A 19,416-nucleotide genomic window follows, 5' to 3' on the forward strand; every position below is an offset into this window, starting at 1 on the left:
CTATCCAAACCTAAAGAGCCCCTAACTTCAACGCTATAAAGTGAAATAGCAGCTGCTGAATGGGGCGATCCGCCAACTATATCTGCCACCGATATCACACAATTAGCCTAGATCAATTTGGCGATATTTACCCACCCGACAATCCCCTCGTAAAGGCCTCTACCAAATAGGTAAATGGAGCTAGTAATTTTGCACTGTTTCAACAACTCTCAGCAAAGATCGGGGATTTTGATGGGACGCCGGGGATTTCACGCACCAGTTTTGGTACCAGATAACCGGGTAACTGCTGGCGGAGATGTTCGATTAGCTCCAGCGCTTTCGCATCAAAGACTTCAAAATGTGCGGCACCATTTACTCGATCCAGCTGATGCAAATAGTACGGAAGTACTCCTGCTGCAAAGAGGGATTCGCTCAACGCACCCAGCGCCTCGCGACTATCATTGACGCCTTTTAATAGCACCGCTTGGTTGAGCAGGGTGACCCCTGCGCTTCGCAACTTTTGCAGAGACTCCCGCACCTCACTATCAATTTCATTGGCGTGGTTGCAGTGCAACACCAGCACGGGCTTCAAGCGGGAACCGGTAAACCAATCCAACATTTTCTGGTTTACCCGGCTGGGAGCAACTATCGGGAGGCGGCTGTGAATTCGCAGCTTATCTACATGGGGAATCTTGGCCAGCTCATCGGTGAGCCAGGCCAGTTGACGGTCACTCATTACCAAAGGATCACCGCCGCTCAAAATCACTTCGCGCAGCTCAGTGCGCGCGCGAATGTAGTCTAGAGCTGCCAGGCTCTGTCTGCGAGTTAGGTGGTTGTCGCCGTAGGGGAATTCACGTCGGAAACAGTAACGACAATTGACCGCACACTGGCCCGCAGTGATCAGTAGTAGGCGCCCGTGGTATTTGTGAACAACTCCAGGCAGAGGGTTAGCCTCTGCCTCTTCAAGGGGGTCTGCACTAAATCCCGGCACTCTCTCCAACTCATCCGCACCGGGTAAAACCTGTAACAACAATGGGTCTTCGGGATCGCCGCAACGCATGCGCCGGACAAAGGGGCGCGGCACGCGCAGGGAAAAGCCAGAAGCTGCTTGCAAGGCCTTCGGGAGCTTACGCGGGTCTAGCTGTAGTAATTGAATCAACTCTGCCGGATCAGTGACCAGATCAGACAACTCATCCTGCCAGCAGCGGGATTCCTGTGTGTCGATAAGCTCTATACCGGGGGCCGATGATGACGCCATCATGGAGATACACTACAAAATAAGAGATTGTATCAGATCCCCCACTGCAATCTCCCGCCACCACTGACAGTGATGCCCCACGAAGGGTGCCGTGACCAGGTAGACATGGGAATTCGTACAGACCCATCAGAGAAATGGCATCTGTTTTAGACCCTGTCTAGTGAGTTAGTTGAACCCTCAAATCGATTCCCTAGGGTAATTACATAAACTGAATTAATTTTTGCAGAAACCCTATAAACATAATCAAAAAATCTTCACCAATATTCTGTGGAAAAATATCGGATAGTTGGACTGTATCTTTAAGCAACTAGAGCCTTAAGGAGCCTCTGAATAACTCCGTAATGCCTCTGCGGGTCTTGAAGGCTGCAGATGTTAGGCGCAGCTCGCCGCGAATGGCCGTAGCCCTTTGCAAGAGCTGCAACGCAGCAGCTGTGGCCTTCAAGGCCCGCCCTTCAGGGCTTGCAGAGCGATTCACACTCCGCGTTGCGACTTCTTGAAAGGTCTAGACATTCCTGCGAAGCCGCGCCTTGATTGTGAACCGCTCTGCATGCCAGAGGTATCATGGAGTTATTCAGAGGCTCCTTAACTCTTCTTTACCTGAATTTAGGAGTAGACTCATTATCGGCGAAGCAAGTATTCACTCTACCTACCAATAAAAACCCCTACCCCACAAAACACTCCACTGCAATAAAGAAAATCTACACAGTCGACATTTCCACAGTGAATTCAGGGAGCAAAAAACATTTTCTTTGATAAATCCAACAAGGATAAAGCAAAGCAAAAATTATTTATTAATAAAATTTTTATCACTAGAAAAAACATCTTCCAAAAACCATCAACAAATATCAAAAAATTCATAATTCCCTTATTCACAATAGGGATAATTCGGTGTTAATTTAAACGCCGGCAAAGAAAACCATTTTGTCGACCCCGCCAAAGGCGGGCACTATCAAGAAATAAATAAAACACCTAAAAGGTGTTCAAACAGTAAGTTTAGAATTACAAAAAGGAATTACCCAATGGAAATGCAGCTTGAATTGCTTGAAGCCAATAAAGACCTACTGATTGAGCAAACTCGCGCACATCCTTTCTTGAAGCGTTGCCGTGAAGGCTCCATTACGCTGGACGAATTAAAAATATTTTTGGTTCAACAAGGTATCTACAGTGGATTCTTTGTTAGATATCTCTGTGCAATGATGGCAAACCTCCCGAGTAACCACGAAGTCCTGGAACTCGCCGAAAATCTAATGGAAGAGCTGGGCCTGGAACCAGATAGCCCCAAACCCCACGCAGAAATCTATCGCGAAACCCTCGAGCATTTTGGTTTGACCCTGGAAAACGCGGAAGTTTTACCAGGTACTCAGCACCTGATCGATACCATGTTCAAAAACTGCCGGGACCTCAGGGCCAGTGCAGGATTAGGTGCCCTATGCCTGGGAGCCGAAGCTCTGGTACCCGATTTATATACAGATATTGTTGCCGGATTCCGTTCTTGCGGCGTAACCGATGCAGAAATGCAATTTTTCCTGCTGCATATTGAATGTGATGACGGCCATGCAGAAACCATTCGCGATATTATGGTAGATATTGGCTCCAAGGATCCCAGCCAACTGGACATAATGCTCGAAGCCGGGCGCCACCTTGTAGAGGCCCGCTTACAATTCTTCGATTCTATTGAAACCACCTACCACTCCACTAAACATAAAAAAGTTGAAGCTGTTACAGCTTAATGAGCAAGCACTTATCAACCCACTCACAGGTGTTGTTGGAGAAAGCACGGGCATAGGGAAATGCCACCAACATAAATTCGACAGAAATCGAATCATTTTGAGTTAGGTTTTTAAAAATTATTCTGCGATAAGAAAATAAAAAAGGAAAATTTATTAAATATCGCAGAATTAATATGACTTGCTGTGAGAATTGGAGATAACAATGGCTGAAACACTATCACTGGCAAAAAACGAACTGGTTGAGCGAGCCAGTGAAGCAATGAAACAGCACCTCAGCACCCCCGAGTGGTCTCTGAGAGAAAAGCTTGCGCTGACTTGCCGAATTTTATTTAACGATGGTCACGACTCCGGCCTGGCTGGGCAAATTACCGCCCGCGCGGAAAAACCCGGTACTTATTACACCCAACGCCTGGGCCTCGGCTTCGATGAAATTACCTCATCCAACTTATTGGAGGTCAACGAAGACCTCGAAGTACTGTCCGGAGAGGGCATGGCCAATCCGGCCAACCGCTTTCACTCCTGGATCTACCGGGCACGCCCCGATGTGAACTGTATTGTGCATACCCACCCCATGCACGTATGTGCACTTTCCATGTTGGAACGCACGCTAAAGATTTCCCATATGGACGCCTGCATGTTGTATGAGGATATTGCCTTCCTCAAAGACTGGCCGGGTGTACCCGTGGGTAACAGCGAGGGCGAGCTGATTTCCGCCGCTATTGGGGACAAGCGCGCAATCCTACTGGGACACCACGGCCTGATTATGGCCTGTCGCTCTGTAGAGGAAGCCTGTGTAATGGCGGTTCAGTGCGAGCGCGCTGCCAAACTGCAAATACTGGCTGAATCAGCCGGCACCATCCAGGATATTGATCCCGAACTGGGCCGCGAAGCCCACGACTGGATTCTCCAGGAAAAACGCACGCAAGCGACTTTTGCTTACTTTGTGCGCCGCATGCAGAGAAAAGGTTATGGCGGCGGGGACGATCCATTAAGTTAAGTGCTTTTGTGCAATGGGCTAAAGCCCATTGCACTGCCGGCTGCCGCAATAATTGCAGCTTGGCTATAACAACCGGAACGCCTCCCCTCCATTTCTCTCTGGTATTCGTTCAAGCTCCCACCCTCCTGTATAATCCCGCTCCATCATGCAGGGCTGGCGGTGAAGTCTCTTTTCCCCAGCCAGACGAGTTACCTGCGGCTACCATTTGTGGCGGAAGCGGAGGGCGTTAGCCCAGCCTTGGCCGGAATCGGCTAGAAACAAAAAACTCGTTAAAAATCATATAGATAAATGACTTAAAGGGCTCTATTTGCTATGGCTAGTTACTCCACTAACGAATTCAAGGGCGGCCTCAAGGTGATGCTGGACGGCGACCCCTGCTCAATCGTGGAAAACGAATTCGTCAAACCTGGTAAGGGCCAGGCGTTCAACCGCGTGAAGCTTCGCAATCTGAAAACCGGTCGCGTATGGGAGCGCACCTTCCGCTCCGGTGAAAGCCTGGAAGCGGCGGATGTGATGGATCGCGAAATGGAATACTTGTACAACGATGGCGAGTTTTACCATTTCATGGAGCCCGAGACTTTTGAGCAGCACCAAGCCAGCAGCGATGCTGTGGGCGATGCTTCAAAATGGCTCAAAGAGCAGGATATCTGCACTGTAACCCTGTACAACGGCTCACCGCTGGCAGTTACTCCGCCCAACCACGTTATCCTGGAAATTACCGATACCGATCCGGGCCTGCGCGGAGACACCGCCCAGGGCGGCACCAAGCCGGCCACTTTGGCTACCGGCGCCGTTGTGAAGGTTCCTCTGTTCCTGGAAATCGGTGAAACCATCAAGGTAGACACCCGCACTGCCGAATACCTGGGCCGTGCCAAGGAAGACTAAGCACCTCCTCCCCTCGAGCGGCCTACGGCCGCTCGTCTCCAGAGCTACCCCCCATGAGCACAGATACCTGGCGCCCCACCGCCACTATTGCAGCCCTGCGCCAACGCGCTGCACTACTCGCTGAAATACGCACATTTTTTGCTGAAAGAAACGTTGTGGAAGCCGAAGTTCCGGTGCTATCCCAGCGCGCCACCAGCGACCCCCATATCGAGTCCATCACCACCGAATGCCGGGGCGAAAACGCCTACCTGGCCACCAGCCCTGAATTTGGTTTAAAGCGTTTACTCGCCGCAGGACTCGGAGATTGCTACTACTTGGGCAAGGCTTTTCGCCAGGGCGAATCCGGCGGTCGACACAACCCCGAGTTCACCATGTTGGAGTGGTACCGCTGCGGTTGGGACGATCACCAACTGATGGAGGAGGTCGCCAAGCTGCTCTGCGGTATTTTGGCGACGGACCAGGTTCAGTCCCTCAGTTACCGGGAATTGTTTTTAAGGGAGCTGCAACTGGACCCCCACAGTGCCAGCGAAGCCGAGCTGATTTCCTGCGTTAAGCGGGAAATGGAATTGTCTTTTGTACCCCGTGAACGCAGTGAGTGCCTGGACCTGCTGATGAGCCACCGCCTGGAACCCACCATGAGGGAGGGCATCACCCTGCTCTACGACTTCCCCGCAGAGCAAGCGGCACTGGCAAAAGTGGTGGCAGACGAACAGGGGACCCCCGTAGCCAGGCGCTTCGAAGCCTATGTGGGTGGATTGGAACTGGCCAATGGCTATTGGGAGCTAACCGACAGCGCGGAACAGCAGCGCCGCTTTGAAAAGGATCTGGAATACCGCCGTGCTAACCAGCGCCCTGTACACCCCTTTGAAGAACGTCTGGTTGCGGCCCTGGATCAAGGCATGCCCGAGTGCGCCGGGGTCGCGCTGGGAGTCGACCGACTGCTGATGTTAAAAGCCGGTTACCAATCGATTGATGAAGTTATCGCCTTCCCTTTCAGTCTGGCTTAGCGGCCGCCGGCGCCGGAGTGTATTGATAGCGGGCAACCTCGCCAACTGTAAAAAAGCCACTATCGAGCAGTAGCTGCTGACGATCCGCCGGCACTAAAGCTACAAGATTTTTATGGTGGCTACCCTGGGCAGCGGTTAGCAGATGCTTGAACAGGGCCCGACCAATCCCGCGACCCCGGTAATCCGGAAGTGTCACCAGGTCATAGAGCCCCAGTGCATCCGCTGCCGCAAACAGGCAACCGGCGGCCACCGGTACACCATCCAGCTTAGCGAGAAATAATTTCAGTCGCCCGCGTCGCTGCTCGGGGATTTCCTGCAGGCCCTGATAGAAGTGCGCCAACTGTGCCCCCTCCAGCTCCCCTGCCGCCGCTGCCTGCACCGCGCCGTAATCAGGCAAGGCCTCCTTTTTCACCGCACTAATAGTCAGCTGTTCCACTACCGGAACCTCGGCAGCGCTGAGTCGGGGTATCTCGGCGGCCATAGCTACCAGGGACTGGCGCCGCTTTAGCCCAAGCTCATCCAAAGCGTCATTGTCCAGGGGTTTGGTGGCACTGTGCCAAAGGGTGAAGGGGCTGTGCCGCTCGGCAAAATAATCCAGCGCAAAACGCTGAATAATGCGCGGCGGCATTACCATATTGGAAATCACCTGATTGAGCCCAATGGAAGGCAGGCCGCTATCACTGCGGACAATACCTGTAATTTCCTTGGTGCAATCCGGAGTTACCAGGCTCGCGCGGTAGTCCGCATAAGCCTCCAAATTTCGGCAGGTAAGATTTTTCGCGCTGAGACTATATTTCATGGGTCAAAGGATAGTGCCAAGAACAGTGCCGTTGCATCATTTCCCCAGTGATCCCAGCCCCGCAGCCGGTGTTCGCTACGGGGCGACAAGCCTTATTTCTGTACTTGCGACAGGGCACACTGATCCATGGATAATGCCGGTTCAGCACAGGTGGCTGCCCCGACAACTTTTGCCGGCACTCCGGCCACTAACACCTTTGCCGGTACCGTTTTAAGAACCACACTTCCGGAAGCAATTTGGGCGCACTCGCCAATTTCAATATTGCCCAGCACCTTGCTGCCCGCACCGATTAAAACCCCGTGGCGGATTTTCGGGTGGCGGTCCCCGCTCTCTTTGCCAGTGCCGCCCAGTGTAACGGACTGCATGATGGAAACATTGTTTTCCACCACAGCGGTCTCGCCTATAACGATACCGGTCGCGTGGTCCAGCAATATACCGTCACCCATACGCGCAGCCGGGTGGATATCCACACTGAATACGACAGAGACACGGTGCTGTAAGAACATAGCCAGGGAGCGGCGCTGCTGCTGCCACAGCCAGTGGGCCACACGGTGAACCTGCAAGGCGTGAAAGCCCTTAAAGTACAGGAAGGGCTCGTGCAGGGAGTGGCAGGCGGAATCCCGCAGGTAAATTGCGTTCAAATCCGCTCGCGCCGCATGCCCTATGGAAGGGTCAGCTTGTAGTGCTTCATCGATAACCTCGCGAATTAACAGCGCCGGTGCCACCGCATTGTCCAGCTTGTTGGCTAGGTGAAAGCTAAGCGCCGCCTCCAGGGAGTTGTGATTCAGGATGGTCGCGTGTAGAAAGCTGGCCAGGATCGGCTCCCGCTCTACTTGTTGCGCCACCTCTATACGAATCTTCTCCCAAATCAGATCCGCCTCAGCCTCGGTGCATGTCGCATCCATTATTGCTTTCTCCATGTTACACAGCCCCCAGGGTCAACGGGGGCTCCAGCAGCGCCGACTGCTGTTCGCGCAATGCCAGTATATGCTCTGCCCAGTAACGGGCAGTATTAAACCAGGGGAACGCCTGGGGAAAAGCCGGGTCCTGCCAGCGCCGCGCCAACCAGGCAGCGTGATGCATCTGCCGCAGGCAGCGCAGAGGTTCCACCAGCTGCAACTGCTGGGGATCAAAACTATAGAAGGTTTCATAGCCTTCCAACACTGCATCCAGGTAGGCGGTTTGCTCTGCGCGATTGCCGGAAATCAACATCCAGATATCCTGGATCGCCGGCCCCATCAGGCAGTCGTCCAAGTCCACAAACCAGGGAGTCTCATCCCGCCACAGGAAGTTGCCACTGTGACAATCACCGTGCAGACGCAGCACATCCCAGTCCCGCTCAAACAGCGGGGCTATCTGTTCGATAATGTGGCCCGTGACGGAAGCGTAGGCCTCCTGGTTCTCACGTGGCAGGAAGTCTCCATTCAGGATAAATTCCCGGCTATCGATTGCGAATCGCTGCAAAGTGAGGGATGGGCGATAGCTGAAAGGTTTGGCGCTGCCGGCTGCATGAATGCGACCCAACATGGTCCCCACCTGCTCCAGGTGATCAAAGTTATCCAGCTCCAACTGGCGACCGCCCCGTCGGGGGAAAAGCGCAAAACGGAATCCAGCGGACTCCATCAGGGTGCGCCCATCAAACTGTATCGGTGCCACCACAGGAATTTCGGCCTCTGCCAGCTCCAGGGTGAACTGGTGCTCCTCCATTATCTGCTCATCACTCCAGCGCCCTGGGCGATAGAACTTGGCAATTAACGGCTCGGCATCCTCAATACCCACCTGATAGACGCGGTTTTCATAACTGTTTAGAGGGAAAATGCGCGCATCGGAAATCAGCCCGGTAGTCTCGACACAGTCGATCACCACGTCCGGCGTGAGGGCTTCATAGGGATGATGATTCGAGGTCATAGTGGGTACCAACTGGATTGCAGCTGGCTATGCTAACGCGGTCGCGGGGGCGGGGACAAACTGAGAAATGTGCCGCAAGCTAAAGCGGCCAACTCAAGAGGATTTCACGCAGGACAGGAGCGGTGACACCATCCAATGCCAACCGCACAAAAAACTGTCTTAGTCGCCATTTGCCCGCTGTTGCTGCAATAGTCGAACTATCTGGTCACGACCAAAGACTTCGGCAAAATCCTCGGCGGAATGGCCGGCCTTATTCACCTGCTGCGAATCGCAATCCTGCTTTAGCAGGGTTCGTGCAAGGGCAAACTCACCGCGAAAAATCGCTGCCATCAGGGCAGTATTGCCACGGCGATCCTGGGCACAGGCATCTGCACCTCTCTGCAACAGGTAGTCCACAGCCTCCCCGTTGCCGTTGTAAGTGGCAATCATCAGTGCCGTATAACCTTTCGGGCTGCGTACATCCAGGGGGAAACCCGCTTGCGAAAATTCACGCAGCACCTCGGTATCACCAATCCTGGCTGCGGCAAAATAATACTGGGAGAGCTCGGTAAAATCAGATTCCGTTTTTTCCGGCTCCCCTGCCTGAACCCCCAAGGTGAGAAAGAGTAGTGCGAATAAAAATGATCTCATAATTTCACCTGTATAAATTTAGCGGGCGACAGAGGTCCCCCGCACTTGGGTAAAAATTACCGGGCCAGTTTTTTCACGCGATCCAGATCTCCACCAACTGCTTTGGTTAAGCGCTGTCCGTAGTCCTTGTCCGCTCGGTAGAAGTGACTCAGCATAATGTGCTTAGTGTTTTCATCACTCACTTTACCCAGATCACCAGCGAGGTTTTCAATCAGATTCTGGCGCTCTTCAGGGCTCAGGCTGCGGTAGAAAGCACCCGCCTGGGCAAACGGCAGTTTCTTTTCAATCGCTTTCTGCTGGGTACTGCCATTCAGCACCTTGTTGCTATAAAGACCTTTAGGGTCCTCGTTGCGCGCATCGATGCGGCTCGGCTGATAGTTCACATCTGAAGTCTGCTGGCCGTAGTTACTCGCTCCATCCTGGTTCCAGTTATTTACGGCAACACGGGGACGGTTGATAGGCAATTGCTGGTGATTGGCCCCCAGGCGATACATTTGCGTATCGGAGTATGAGAACACGCGACCCTGCAGCAGGCGGTCTTCCGAAGGCTCAATACCCGGCACAATATTGGCTGGCGCAAATGCGGACTGCTCAGTTTCCCGAAAGAAATTTTTGGGCACACGATTGAGTGTCATGGTGCCCACTTTGGTTTCCTTCACGTCCAACCACATTTTGGTGGCGTCCAGGGGGTTGTAATTGAAGCTGCTCAGCTGTGAGGGTTTCAGTACTTTAATAAACAGATCCCACTGCGGATATTCGCCTTTTTCAATCGCGGCATACATATCGCGAGTTGCGTGGCTGAAGTCCTTGCTCTGAATTTCTGCTGCCTCTTCCGCAGTCAGGTTTTTAATGCCCTGACGGGTTTTCCAGTGGAATTTCACATAGTTCACTTCACCCTTGTCATTGATAAATTTATAGGCGTGAACACCCCAGCCATCCATCTGGCGCAAGTTAGCCGGTGTTCCGTAATCGGAATAGACCCAGCTCAGCATATGGGTGGATTCCGGCACATGGCTAAAGAAATCAAAGAAACGGTTGGGGTCCTGTTGATTAGTCACCGGGGAGGGCTTCAGGGAGTGAACCATATCCGGGAATTTAATCGCGTCGCGGATAAAAAATACCGGCAGGTTGTTACCCACCAAATCCCAGTTACCTTCTTCCGTATAAAACTTGGTGGCAAATCCACGGGGATCGCGCAGGGTTTCCGGGGAACCTTTTGAGTGGATTACTGTTGAAAAGCGCACAAACACTGACGTTTTACTACCGCGCTCAAACACCGCTGCGCGGGTTAAATCACTGAGGTCAGCTGTCGCAACAAATTCACCGTGAACACCAGTTCCACGAGCATGAACTACACGCTCGGGAATACGTTCACGGGCAAAACGCTGCAATTTCTGAATCAGTTGAACATCTTGCAGCAAATTACCGCCATTTTCTCCAGCAGTTTGTGCGTTCTGGTTGTCTCCGACAGGTGCGCCATTATCGCGAGTCAATGTCTCTGCATTGGCACCGCCTATCAGACCGATAGTTAATGCAAATAAGGGTAAGTATTTCATGGGATTATTTATCTCTACTGCCATCTCTATTACAGGAGTAGAGCTTATAAGGGGGATCAATAAGCGGGAAATTAGACCTTGTTATCGCTCTTATAGCAGAGATCAATAATGATGAGTCAGGAGGAGCAATTCAGAATTTCTGAGAAATCGGAAAAGGAAAAAAGTTTAATCAGATTTTTTTTGCCTGGGCATAAGATACCAAAGCACAGCAGCAATCAAAAAAAGTGCGGGAATATCTCCCATCAAATTGATTCGCTCGGTTTTATCCACCAATGCCTGCACCAACATAATGACGGCATGTACAAGGCTGGACCATATGGTGAACCAAATTAAACTGGCATTTGCGGCGGGATTTTTTGCAGCGCGTATTAAAAACACCCCCAAGGTGACATAAATACCGATAATCATTTGCTCGTATTCCGGCTGCCGCGGGGTCCAGCCCCACCCTTCCGGCCAAATCCACATCATCATCGGGTAAATCGCCAGAATAAAAAGCGCTCCTACAACGACCAGCGCTATTGGCAGGTATTTTGCTCGGGTTGCCTCGTTCATAAATTACTCCCAAATCTCGATCGACTTATTCCTGTAAGTCCCCCGGTAAATGACACACCACTTCCAGGTTATGCCCATCGGGATCAAGCACGTAGGCGGCATAATAATCCGGGTGATGTTGTTCGTAGACAGCCGGTGCGCCATTGTCTTTACCCCCGGCCTCCAGGGCCAAGCGATAGAACTCCCTGACCACCTGCCGCTCTTCAGCGCGAAAGGCGATATGCAATTGTGGAGTGGTGCTGGTCCCCCCACGAATCCAGAGTTCCGCTTTATCTGCCCAACCAAAGCCCGCCCAATCATCAAACTCCATCACCAACTGGTATCCCAGTGGCATCAGCGCCTGCTGATAGAAGTCCTTACTGCGTTCATAGCTGTGCACATAAAGGCGGATATGATCAAGCATCGTATAAACCTTGGGAGGGAAGCGGATACTTCTGCAAGATAGCCTAGCGAGGGGAGTCACGCCGACTTTTAGACGTGCGAGACAAAGAGGAGGTTGTGGCAGGTAGTTCACTTCATGCAGTCATACCCGCCACTGTAAGGTTGGGATTAAGGGGCGATATACCAGTGATAAATACCGTAAGAAGCGACGCCCAGACCAAAGAACAGCTGCCCCACCAACAAAACCCTGAAAGCGAAAGTGTATCGGGCCAAGTCACCTCGGCGAATGGCATCGTTGGAAAAAATTCTCGCTTCCTCAGGGAATCCCATTTCCAGGGTTTTCAGTGCCGGAACAGCAAGCTTGATAAGCTGGCGGCTGCGAATGTCCATCAGCCAAAATACGGTTACCAGTATGACCACAGACCCTCCCAGCAACGCCAGGATTAGAGGGTGGAAGTCTTTCTCCATGGCAGTGAAAATTCCTCCCTCAACAAACATGGTTAACACAACAAAAAAATTAAAAACCTTGAGGCGCTGATCGGCGGCGAAGCGGTAGTGATCGCAGAGGTACTGTCCCTGTTCCAAACGGAATCTCCTTAACTGTAAATACCCTGAAAACAATATCCGGAGTTAGAGGGTTACTAACTGTGCAAAGCAGCAGGCATTTACTTGTCTATTTAACTGAAAATGGCGCAAAAATCGGGGAGGAATTTAACCTCTGCCCCAATGAAAAGGCCGGGCTATGCCCGGCCAATAAAACCTTCACGCGCCACACCTATGGTCAGCGATTTTCGCGGTGATCAATCAATGCGTCAACCACAGTGGGATCGGCAAGAGTGGAAACGTCTCCCAGATTGTCCAACTCATTGCAGGCAATCTTCCTCAGGATACGCCGCATGATTTTGCCGGAACGGGTTTTTGGCAGTGCTGGCGCCCATTGGATAAAGTCAGGCTTGGCAATTGGCCCTATCTCCTTGCGACAGAGTTCAATTAATTCTGCCTTCAGCTCATCGCTGGGTTCATGGCCGGATTTAAGCATTACAAAGGCATAGATTCCCTGCCCTTTGATATCGTGGGGATAACCTACCACCGCTGCCTCCGCCGTATCATTGTGCAGTACCAGGGCGCTCTCAATCTCCGCTGTTCCCAGGCGGTGTCCAGAGACATTTAACACATCATCAATGCGCCCTGTAATCCAGTAATAACCATCACTATCGCGGCGGGCACCATCGCCAGTAAAGTAATAACCGGGGAATGCGGAAAAATAAGTATCCAGCATTCGCTGGCGATTGCCGTACACATCCCGAATCATGGAGGGCCAGCTCTTTTTAATCACCAGAGAGCCCTCGCCCTCCCCTTCAATCTCCCGGCCTTCACTATCCAGCAGCGCGGGCTGTACCCCAAAGAAGGGCCGAGTGGCTGACCCGGGTTTCAATGCCATGGCACCGGGCAATGGGGTGATCATCTGCGCACCGGTTTCAGTTTGCCACCAAGTGTCCACAATCGGGCAGCGCTCATCGCCCACCACACTGTAATACCACTCCCAGGCTTCCGGGTTTATCGGCTCACCCACGGTGCCTAAGAGTCGCAGGGAGCTGCGCTCGGCGGCTTTTACAAACTCGTCACCCGCTCCCATCAACGCCCGAATCGCTGTCGGCGCGGTGTAGAAAATATTGACCTGGTGCTTATCCACAACCTGCCAAAAGCGTGAAGCATCCGGGTAAGTGGGCACTCCCTCAAACATCAGGCTGGTGGCCCCGGCACACAATGGTCCATAGACGATATAGCTGTGTCCAGTGATCCAACCCACATCGGCAGTACACCAGAAAATCTCTCCCTCGCGATAATCAAAGGTATATTTGAAGGTCATGGTGGCCATCAGCAGATAGCCGGCAGTGGTATGCAGGACCCCTTTGGGTTTACCGGTAGAGCCCGAGGTATAAAGGATAAACAGCGGGTCCTCCGCTCCCATCACTTCAGGCGCGCAGTCCGGCTCCATCTCACCTATGGATTCGCCATAGCAGATATCACGCTTGCTATCCCAGTCTACCGGTGTGCCCGTGTGTTTAACCACAATGGCCGTATGCACATTAGGGCAGTCCACCAGCGCTTTATCCACATTGGCTTTAAGCGGTACTCGCTTACCGCCGCGAACCGCTTCATCAGCAGTAATCACCAGGCGACAATCGGAATCGAGAATACGGTCTTTCAGGGACACCGGGGAGAAACCACCAAATACTACCGAGTGCACAGCGCCGATACGGGCACAGGCGAGCATCGCATAAGCCGCCTCGGGGATCATCGGCATATAAATACACACCCGATCCCCCTTTTTAACTCCCCGGGATTTCAGCAGATTGGCCAAGCGACACACATTTTCGTACAGGCTCTGATAGCTGATTGCCTTACTATCAGCGGGATCATCTCCCTCCCACAGAATTGCAGTCTGATCGCCACGGCTTGCCAGGTGCCGATCGATGCAGTTTACAGTTACGTTCAACTGGCCATCGGAGAACCAGGCGGTATGACCTTTGTGCAGATCCTCCTCAAGAACCTGAGTGAACGGCTTGTCCCACTGCAAAAAGTCCTTGGCCTGTTGTGCCCAAAACGCCTCTGGGCTCTCTACCGACTGGCGGTACATTGTCTCGTAGTCTTCGGCGCTAATAAGCGCATTGGCAGCAAAACCGGGGGAGACTGGGCGGGTATGCACTTCAGACATCATCTTCTCCTTTATTATTAGCGCGGCATGGCTAGCCTAGAGAAATCTGAGTTTATTAGAGCTTTATTCTTGTCACTTTATAACATAGCCGCTGCGAAACAGTCCCCTCATCTCAAAATTTGGCATGGGGCGAAGACAATCCAACGCAGGCCCTGAAAGGTGCAAGTTAATCAGACAAGCAAACAGTAAAAGAAAGTTGATTAACAGCTCAATCACTTAGATCCAGACATCATTTTTCGCAGTTAGATCTCCACCGGCATCGCCCGTATTAACGACCCCTTTAGGCTCAATCAATAGTACTTCACATTCCTGTTCAGCTCTGGGTTTATGCTCCACACCCTTTGGTACTACCGTCATCTCACCAGGTCCAAGGGATATGACACTATCGCGAAGCTCGATCTGCATATGCCCGGAAACTACAACAAACACCTCATCGGTATCGGGATGATCATGCCAGGTAAATTCACCCTGGATCTTAACCAGTTTAAACTGGTAATCGTTCATCTCGGCAATCACTTTAGGGGACCAGTGCTCCGAGAACAGGTTTAATTTTTCTTTAAAATTGATAACTTTAGAATTCACTTTTATACCTACCTTTAATATGACTATATATCTGGAAAACTTATTTATCTCTGGATACTTCCAAAAGTTTTCTAAGCCTGCCCACAATATTCTGGTTAAATACCTTTATACCCTCCCTCCTTAGAAGCGCAGACACAACGCCAGAACCAACTATTTTCGCACCAGAAAAACTACCATCGTAAATATAATCACTACCATATGATGGACTATTTTCCGTAAGTACTGCGTATTTAATATTGTGCTGGGGCCAGACCGCAACAATAGAAAACAAATCAACTTAAGTTTGCCTGTACCGGGTTACCAGCCCGGTACATTTAGCAGAAAAAACTAGCGAGATTGGAAAATAAGAAAGCGGTTATTACCCGAGTCGTTGATAATCAACTTATCTTCATAAGCGGTAATTCCGTCGGGCCATTTCAGCGTAGCAGCACTTGGCAACTCCCCCTCGTCAGCAACCCCATTCTGGTTGCTGTCGTTGAAGGCACTGCGATCAAAATCTTCCTGACCCAAGACAACATCTGCCGGAGCGAAATTTTCCTGTGGCCACTGGTTCCAGATCAATACTCGGTGATTTTCACTGTCCGCTACAAATAGCTGAATGCCGTTCGACCAGATACCCCGTTCGAATAAACTCAGGGTTTTTCGACTTGGGGGCTGGCTTTCATTGCTGACAAAATCTGCTTGCCCCAGAACTATATCCGCCGGAGCAAAGCTACTAGTAGGCATTGAGTTCCACAGAAGTACCCGGTTATTTTCTGAGTCGGTGATGGCTAACTTTTCTCCATCGCTCCACACATCTCCGGGCGCAGCCAATGTGCGAGCACTGACCTGCTCAGTCGAGCCATCTTGCTCATGGTCGTTAGGGGTGCAATTATCCAGTGTGGACTGGCCCAGCAGCCAATCCGGTGCCGCATCTTCCATTGAGGGCAAGTCATCCCATACCACCACTCGAGCCTTAGACCACGAGGCCGCGAATACGCGCCCCTCCGCAATCATCGCACTGGTATATATGGAGTGGTTACCCTGGCAGTTGTCCTTCGATAGTTTGGCACTAGGCAGTGCCCGACCATCTTCGGGAATAGTATCGTAAACATAAATACTGTGGTACTCGGGGCCCAAAAAATAATTTATTAAAAGTTTTCCGCTATCAAAACTGATATTTGTGGGCCCGCGACCAAAATCTCCCACGCTGATATCGTCGAGACTATCTTTATTGAGCGCCGCATTGGCCGGTGCTCCATTGCTTGTGGGGATCGAATTAAAAATTAACACCCGATTATTTGTATAATCGGGTACGAACAACTTCCCCTCATCAGTAACGGCACCGGAACCCAGGGGCCCCTCGCCAAGATTTTTTGCACTGATGGCCGTCAAAGTACTGGAAAAATCATCCTGGCCTATCACGACCTGCGCACTGTCAAAATTCTCAAAGTACAATGGCACAGTAAAATTGTGCTGTTCAGCGGGGATATCCAGGCCAGCGAGGTCTTTGGCTTCAAGTTGCAGACTGCGATCCTGCCCGGACAGCCAGCGGCTCTTGGGAGCTATCACCAAGGTGTCGTCATTAAAGCGCGACTGGGACCAGGTCAGAGTGTATTCATCATCCAGCAAGGAACCGCTAATTTGCAGGCTGTCGCGATCTATCGACTCGGAAAACTGTATCGTGATTGCGCCATCCTTCTCCAAACGCTCCTGTGCTGGGGATACACTGACTACGGAAGGGGCAATTTCATCCACGGTATAGTGAGCATCAACCTCTGCCATCTGGTTGCCGGCTGCATCCTGCGCGGCAATTGTCAGGGAGAGTTCTAGCCCCTTTGCCCACTCCGCTATCGGGGTTAAGATCAGGGTGTCCTGATCGACTTGAGAGAGCTCTCCCATTTCCTGCATGGCGCCACTTAGGGACACATCCTCCAATGCCACCGCTTCGCTAAAATCCAGCAGTAGGGTGTCGGTTGCTGCAATAGAGGCCCCGCTGGCGGGAGTCAGTGTCAGGCTCGGCGGAATGGTATCCACAGGCGCAGGATCTTCACCACCACCGTTGCCACCACTGCAGCCATAAAACGCGGAACTGATCGCCAGTACCAATGCGGCTTTGATAAACTTGCTATCGGCTTTAAAAAACTTGCCTTCCACCACTGCCTCCTGCAGCCATTTAAATAGCCAACAGGGTATTCAGTCTTACCTGTTTATTGCCACAGCAGTCACTGCCAATCTGGACCCTAAAAATGACAAAACCTAACAGGCTGGGTGCTACGTCACAAAAGGAGAATTTTCAGGGACACTGCGCTAATCGTACTGACATCTGAGAACCACCGGCTTCGCTGGTATTAATCAACCTATAGGGCCTAACTGTGACCAATGCCCTTTTTACCGATCTAATTTTATTGATGCTAACAACTTAGTTAGCTCTGGATACACTTATCAAGTCTCTAAGTTGCCCAACAGTATGTTGACTAAAAACTTTTATTCCCATCCTTTGAAGAAGCGCAGACACAACACCAGAGCCCATTATTTTTGTCCCTGAAAAACTGCCATCGTAAATATAGTTACTTCCGCAAGAGGGACTATTTTCCGTAAGCACTGCATACTGGATATTGTGTTTCCTGCATAATTCGAGAGCCAGTTTAGCCCCCAGCATAAATTGCTCAGTTAGATCTGTTCTATCACTACCTATAACCCCAGCAGTTCCATCTAACACCTCTGTTCCATTTGCGCCATAGATCTCAGCCGGCACCCTCGGAATAGGCAATCCCGCCGCCACTTCCGGACACAAGGAAACAATTTCCTGAGTATCCACAAGCCACTCAAAATCATCGCTATTGGCCTCAACACTACTACCGTCATAGCGCACGGCGCAGTTCAAAAGGCAGGAACTAACAAGTATTTTGGCCATATACATCTGAAGCTATAGTGGACACAATAGGAAGCCGAACTCTACCGCAACTGAGCCTAGGCTACTGGACAACGCAGGTTTTCTGACCAGTAAATTAAGACAGAAAACCTGAATAGAAGGACAACTAAATCCTAGCCTGGCGAACAGCTCGTAAATAAACTCATTAGAGTAATAAACCATGCAGCGTTCAGTCATATTATTGATAATTTACTTGTTGGCAATCCCAGTCACTAGCGCCAAACAACTGGCAATTACTTTCGATGATGCCCCACGTAAAGCCGATGGTTATTTTGATGGACCAACGCGGGCTAAAACGTTAATTGAAAACTTAGAAGAATATAAAGTTGGCAAAGTAGCCTTCTTTTCCAATACTCAATCCTTCGATAAGGAAGGGTTGGAGCGGATGAACCGCTACGATAAGGCTGGGCATATTATTGGCAATCACACCCATAGCCATCCCAATTTTCTGGAAACAGGGCTATCCACTTATCAAGCGGATTTTTTGCAGGCCCACCAGCTGCTTCAACAATTTGACAACTTTAAACCCTATTTTCGCTTTCCCTATCTGCGCGAGGGAGAAACTGTCGAAAAACGCGATGGTATCCGGGATCTACTACAGAAAAATAACTATCAAAACGCCTATATCACCTTAAATAACTACGACTGGTATATCGAAGAACTTTTCCAAACGGCAGTAAAAGATGGGAAAGCAGTTGATATGGAAAGACTCTCCAACTTTTATGTCGACGTTCTTATGGCGAGCATTAAGTACTACGACGATATGGCAATTAAATATCTCGGGCGCTCCCCAAAGCACGTCATACTGTTGCATGAAATGGATATTTCAGCCCTGTTTATTGGTGATCTGGCTGAACGACTGAGGAAGGAAGGCTGGGGGATAATTCCTTTAGAGGAGGCCTATCGGGACCCCATCGCCAAATACCAACTCGCCCAACCGATTAAATATAACCCTGGCAGAATCGGCGAAATCGCTTTAGCTAAAGGACAAAAGAAAAACCTCTGGCACTACACCCTGGACGAGTCCTACCTGGAAAAGAGGTTTAATCAGGAAGTGTTATTAATGTCTGGTCAATAAGTGGCGGGAGTGCTACAGGGCACAACGCCCTGTAGCGAGAAGAGTCAGGCTTCGGCTAGCTGAACCGGAATCGTATTAGTGCTGCGCTCTACTTTGTTGTTCTCATCCAGGTAGACCAGCTTGGGCTTGTGGTTATCGGCTTCGCCCTCTGTCATCTGCGCATAGGAAGCGATAATAATGCGGTCACCCACCTGCACTCTACGTGCAGCGGCGCCGTTCATGGAGATAATACCGGAACCGCGCTCGGCGAGGATCACATAGGTGTGGAAGCGCTCACCATTGCTCACATTGTAAATATCGATCTTCTCGAATTCGCGCAGGCCAGCCAGTTCTACCAGGTCCTCATCAATTGCACAGGAACCGTCATACCAGAGTTCGGCCTGAGTCACTGCGGCCATGTGCAACTTGCACTTCAACATTTCAATTTGCATAGTTGGATGC

The 19,416-nt window shown here is 51.0% G+C and carries 20 protein-coding genes; 5 read left to right on the top strand and 15 right to left on the bottom strand.

Annotation, left to right across the window (positions count from 1 at the left end; genetic code table 11):
* Positions 1-199: 199 nt before the first annotated feature.
* Positions 200-1,240 (bottom strand): EF-P beta-lysylation protein EpmB, encoded by a 1,041-nt coding sequence (epmB, locus tag ACJJIN_RS16050; protein ID WP_444895384.1) that lies wholly within the window; start codon positions 1,238-1,240, stop codon positions 200-202.
* A gap of 1,016 nt (positions 1,241-2,256) precedes the next feature.
* On the opposite strand from epmB, the gene ACJJIN_RS16055 reads away from it, so the two are divergent.
* The 4 genes from ACJJIN_RS16055 (at position 2,257) to epmA (ending at position 5,856) form a co-directional block, all read left to right on the top strand.
* The gene (locus tag ACJJIN_RS16055; protein ID WP_444895385.1) at positions 2,257-2,967 is read left to right on the top strand and encodes an iron-containing redox enzyme family protein; all 711 of its coding nucleotides are present in this window, start codon (positions 2,257-2,259) and stop codon (positions 2,965-2,967) included.
* Positions 2,968-3,169: 202 nt separating this feature from the next.
* Entirely contained in the window at positions 3,170-3,964 is a 795-nt protein-coding gene (locus tag ACJJIN_RS16060; protein ID WP_444895386.1) for an aldolase, read from the top strand.
* 312 nt (positions 3,965-4,276) lie between these two features.
* Entirely contained in the window at positions 4,277-4,849 is a 573-nt protein-coding gene (gene efp / locus ACJJIN_RS16065) for an elongation factor P (protein ID WP_108731510.1), read from the top strand.
* Positions 4,850-4,902: 53 nt separating this feature from the next.
* Entirely contained in the window at positions 4,903-5,856 is a 954-nt protein-coding gene (gene epmA, locus ACJJIN_RS16070; protein ID WP_444895387.1) for an EF-P lysine aminoacylase EpmA, read from the top strand.
* Here epmA and ACJJIN_RS16075 read toward each other — a convergent pair.
* The 13 genes from ACJJIN_RS16075 to ACJJIN_RS16135 all read right to left on the bottom strand — a co-directional run bounded on the left by ACJJIN_RS16075 (position 5,843) and on the right by ACJJIN_RS16135 (position 17,879).
* Positions 5,843-6,655 carry a GNAT family N-acetyltransferase gene (locus tag ACJJIN_RS16075; RefSeq protein WP_444895388.1) on the bottom strand — a complete coding sequence of 271 codons (813 nt, stop codon included), beginning with the start codon at positions 6,653-6,655 and terminating at the stop codon, positions 5,843-5,845. The genes epmA and ACJJIN_RS16075 overlap by 14 nt on opposite strands.
* A gap of 92 nt (positions 6,656-6,747) precedes the next feature.
* Complete coding sequence (gene cysE / locus ACJJIN_RS16080; protein ID WP_413664156.1) at positions 6,748-7,575, bottom strand: serine O-acetyltransferase; 828 nt, start codon at positions 7,573-7,575, stop codon at positions 6,748-6,750.
* Position 7,576: 1 nt separating this feature from the next.
* Positions 7,577-8,563 carry an SrkA family protein kinase gene (locus tag ACJJIN_RS16085; RefSeq protein ID WP_444895389.1) on the bottom strand — a complete coding sequence of 329 codons (987 nt, stop codon included), beginning with the start codon at positions 8,561-8,563 and terminating at the stop codon, positions 7,577-7,579.
* Between the two features lie 159 nt (positions 8,564-8,722).
* Positions 8,723-9,193, bottom strand: coding sequence for an ankyrin repeat domain-containing protein (locus ACJJIN_RS16090; protein ID WP_444895390.1), 471 nt, complete (start codon positions 9,191-9,193; stop codon positions 8,723-8,725).
* Between the two features lie 56 nt (positions 9,194-9,249).
* Positions 9,250-10,749 carry a catalase gene (locus ACJJIN_RS16095; protein ID WP_444895391.1) on the bottom strand — a complete coding sequence of 500 codons (1,500 nt, stop codon included), beginning with the start codon at positions 10,747-10,749 and terminating at the stop codon, positions 9,250-9,252.
* 165 nt (positions 10,750-10,914) lie between these two features.
* Entirely contained in the window at positions 10,915-11,301 is a 387-nt protein-coding gene (locus tag ACJJIN_RS16100) for a DUF6632 domain-containing protein (RefSeq protein WP_444895392.1), read from the bottom strand.
* Positions 11,302-11,326: 25 nt separating this feature from the next.
* Positions 11,327-11,704, bottom strand: coding sequence for a VOC family protein (locus ACJJIN_RS16105; RefSeq protein ID WP_444895393.1), 378 nt, complete (start codon positions 11,702-11,704; stop codon positions 11,327-11,329).
* A 146-nt stretch (positions 11,705-11,850) separates the two neighbouring features.
* A complete protein-coding gene (locus tag ACJJIN_RS16110) occupies positions 11,851-12,267 on the bottom strand; it encodes a hypothetical protein (RefSeq protein WP_282930221.1) in 417 nt (138 codons plus the stop codon).
* A 196-nt stretch (positions 12,268-12,463) separates the two neighbouring features.
* Positions 12,464-14,401, bottom strand: coding sequence for an acetate--CoA ligase (gene acs / locus ACJJIN_RS16115; RefSeq protein ID WP_444895394.1), 1,938 nt, complete (start codon positions 14,399-14,401; stop codon positions 12,464-12,466).
* Between the two features lie 216 nt (positions 14,402-14,617).
* The gene (locus tag ACJJIN_RS16120; protein ID WP_444895395.1) at positions 14,618-14,983 is read right to left on the bottom strand and encodes a cupin domain-containing protein; all 366 of its coding nucleotides are present in this window, start codon (positions 14,981-14,983) and stop codon (positions 14,618-14,620) included.
* A 40-nt stretch (positions 14,984-15,023) separates the two neighbouring features.
* Positions 15,024-15,254 carry a 2-thiouracil desulfurase family protein gene (locus ACJJIN_RS16125; RefSeq protein WP_444895396.1) on the bottom strand — a complete coding sequence of 77 codons (231 nt, stop codon included), beginning with the start codon at positions 15,252-15,254 and terminating at the stop codon, positions 15,024-15,026.
* Positions 15,255-15,310: 56 nt separating this feature from the next.
* Positions 15,311-17,119 carry an Ig-like domain-containing protein gene (locus ACJJIN_RS16130; protein ID WP_444895397.1) on the bottom strand — a complete coding sequence of 603 codons (1,809 nt, stop codon included), beginning with the start codon at positions 17,117-17,119 and terminating at the stop codon, positions 15,311-15,313.
* A gap of 265 nt (positions 17,120-17,384) precedes the next feature.
* Positions 17,385-17,879: a 2-thiouracil desulfurase family protein gene (locus ACJJIN_RS16135; RefSeq protein ID WP_444895398.1), complete on the bottom strand. Its 495-nt coding sequence runs from the start codon at positions 17,877-17,879 to the stop codon at positions 17,385-17,387.
* A gap of 178 nt (positions 17,880-18,057) precedes the next feature.
* On the opposite strand from ACJJIN_RS16135, the gene ACJJIN_RS16140 reads away from it, so the two are divergent.
* Complete coding sequence (locus ACJJIN_RS16140) at positions 18,058-18,975, top strand: polysaccharide deacetylase family protein (RefSeq protein ID WP_444895399.1); 918 nt, start codon at positions 18,058-18,060, stop codon at positions 18,973-18,975.
* A 44-nt stretch (positions 18,976-19,019) separates the two neighbouring features.
* Here ACJJIN_RS16140 and panD read toward each other — a convergent pair whose 3' ends face one another.
* Entirely contained in the window at positions 19,020-19,406 is a 387-nt protein-coding gene (gene panD, locus ACJJIN_RS16145; protein WP_413664143.1) for an aspartate 1-decarboxylase, read from the bottom strand.
* Between the last annotated feature and the right edge of the window lie 10 nt (positions 19,407-19,416).

It is taken from the genome of Microbulbifer maximicatervae (SeqCode) (genome assembly GCF_052467505.1).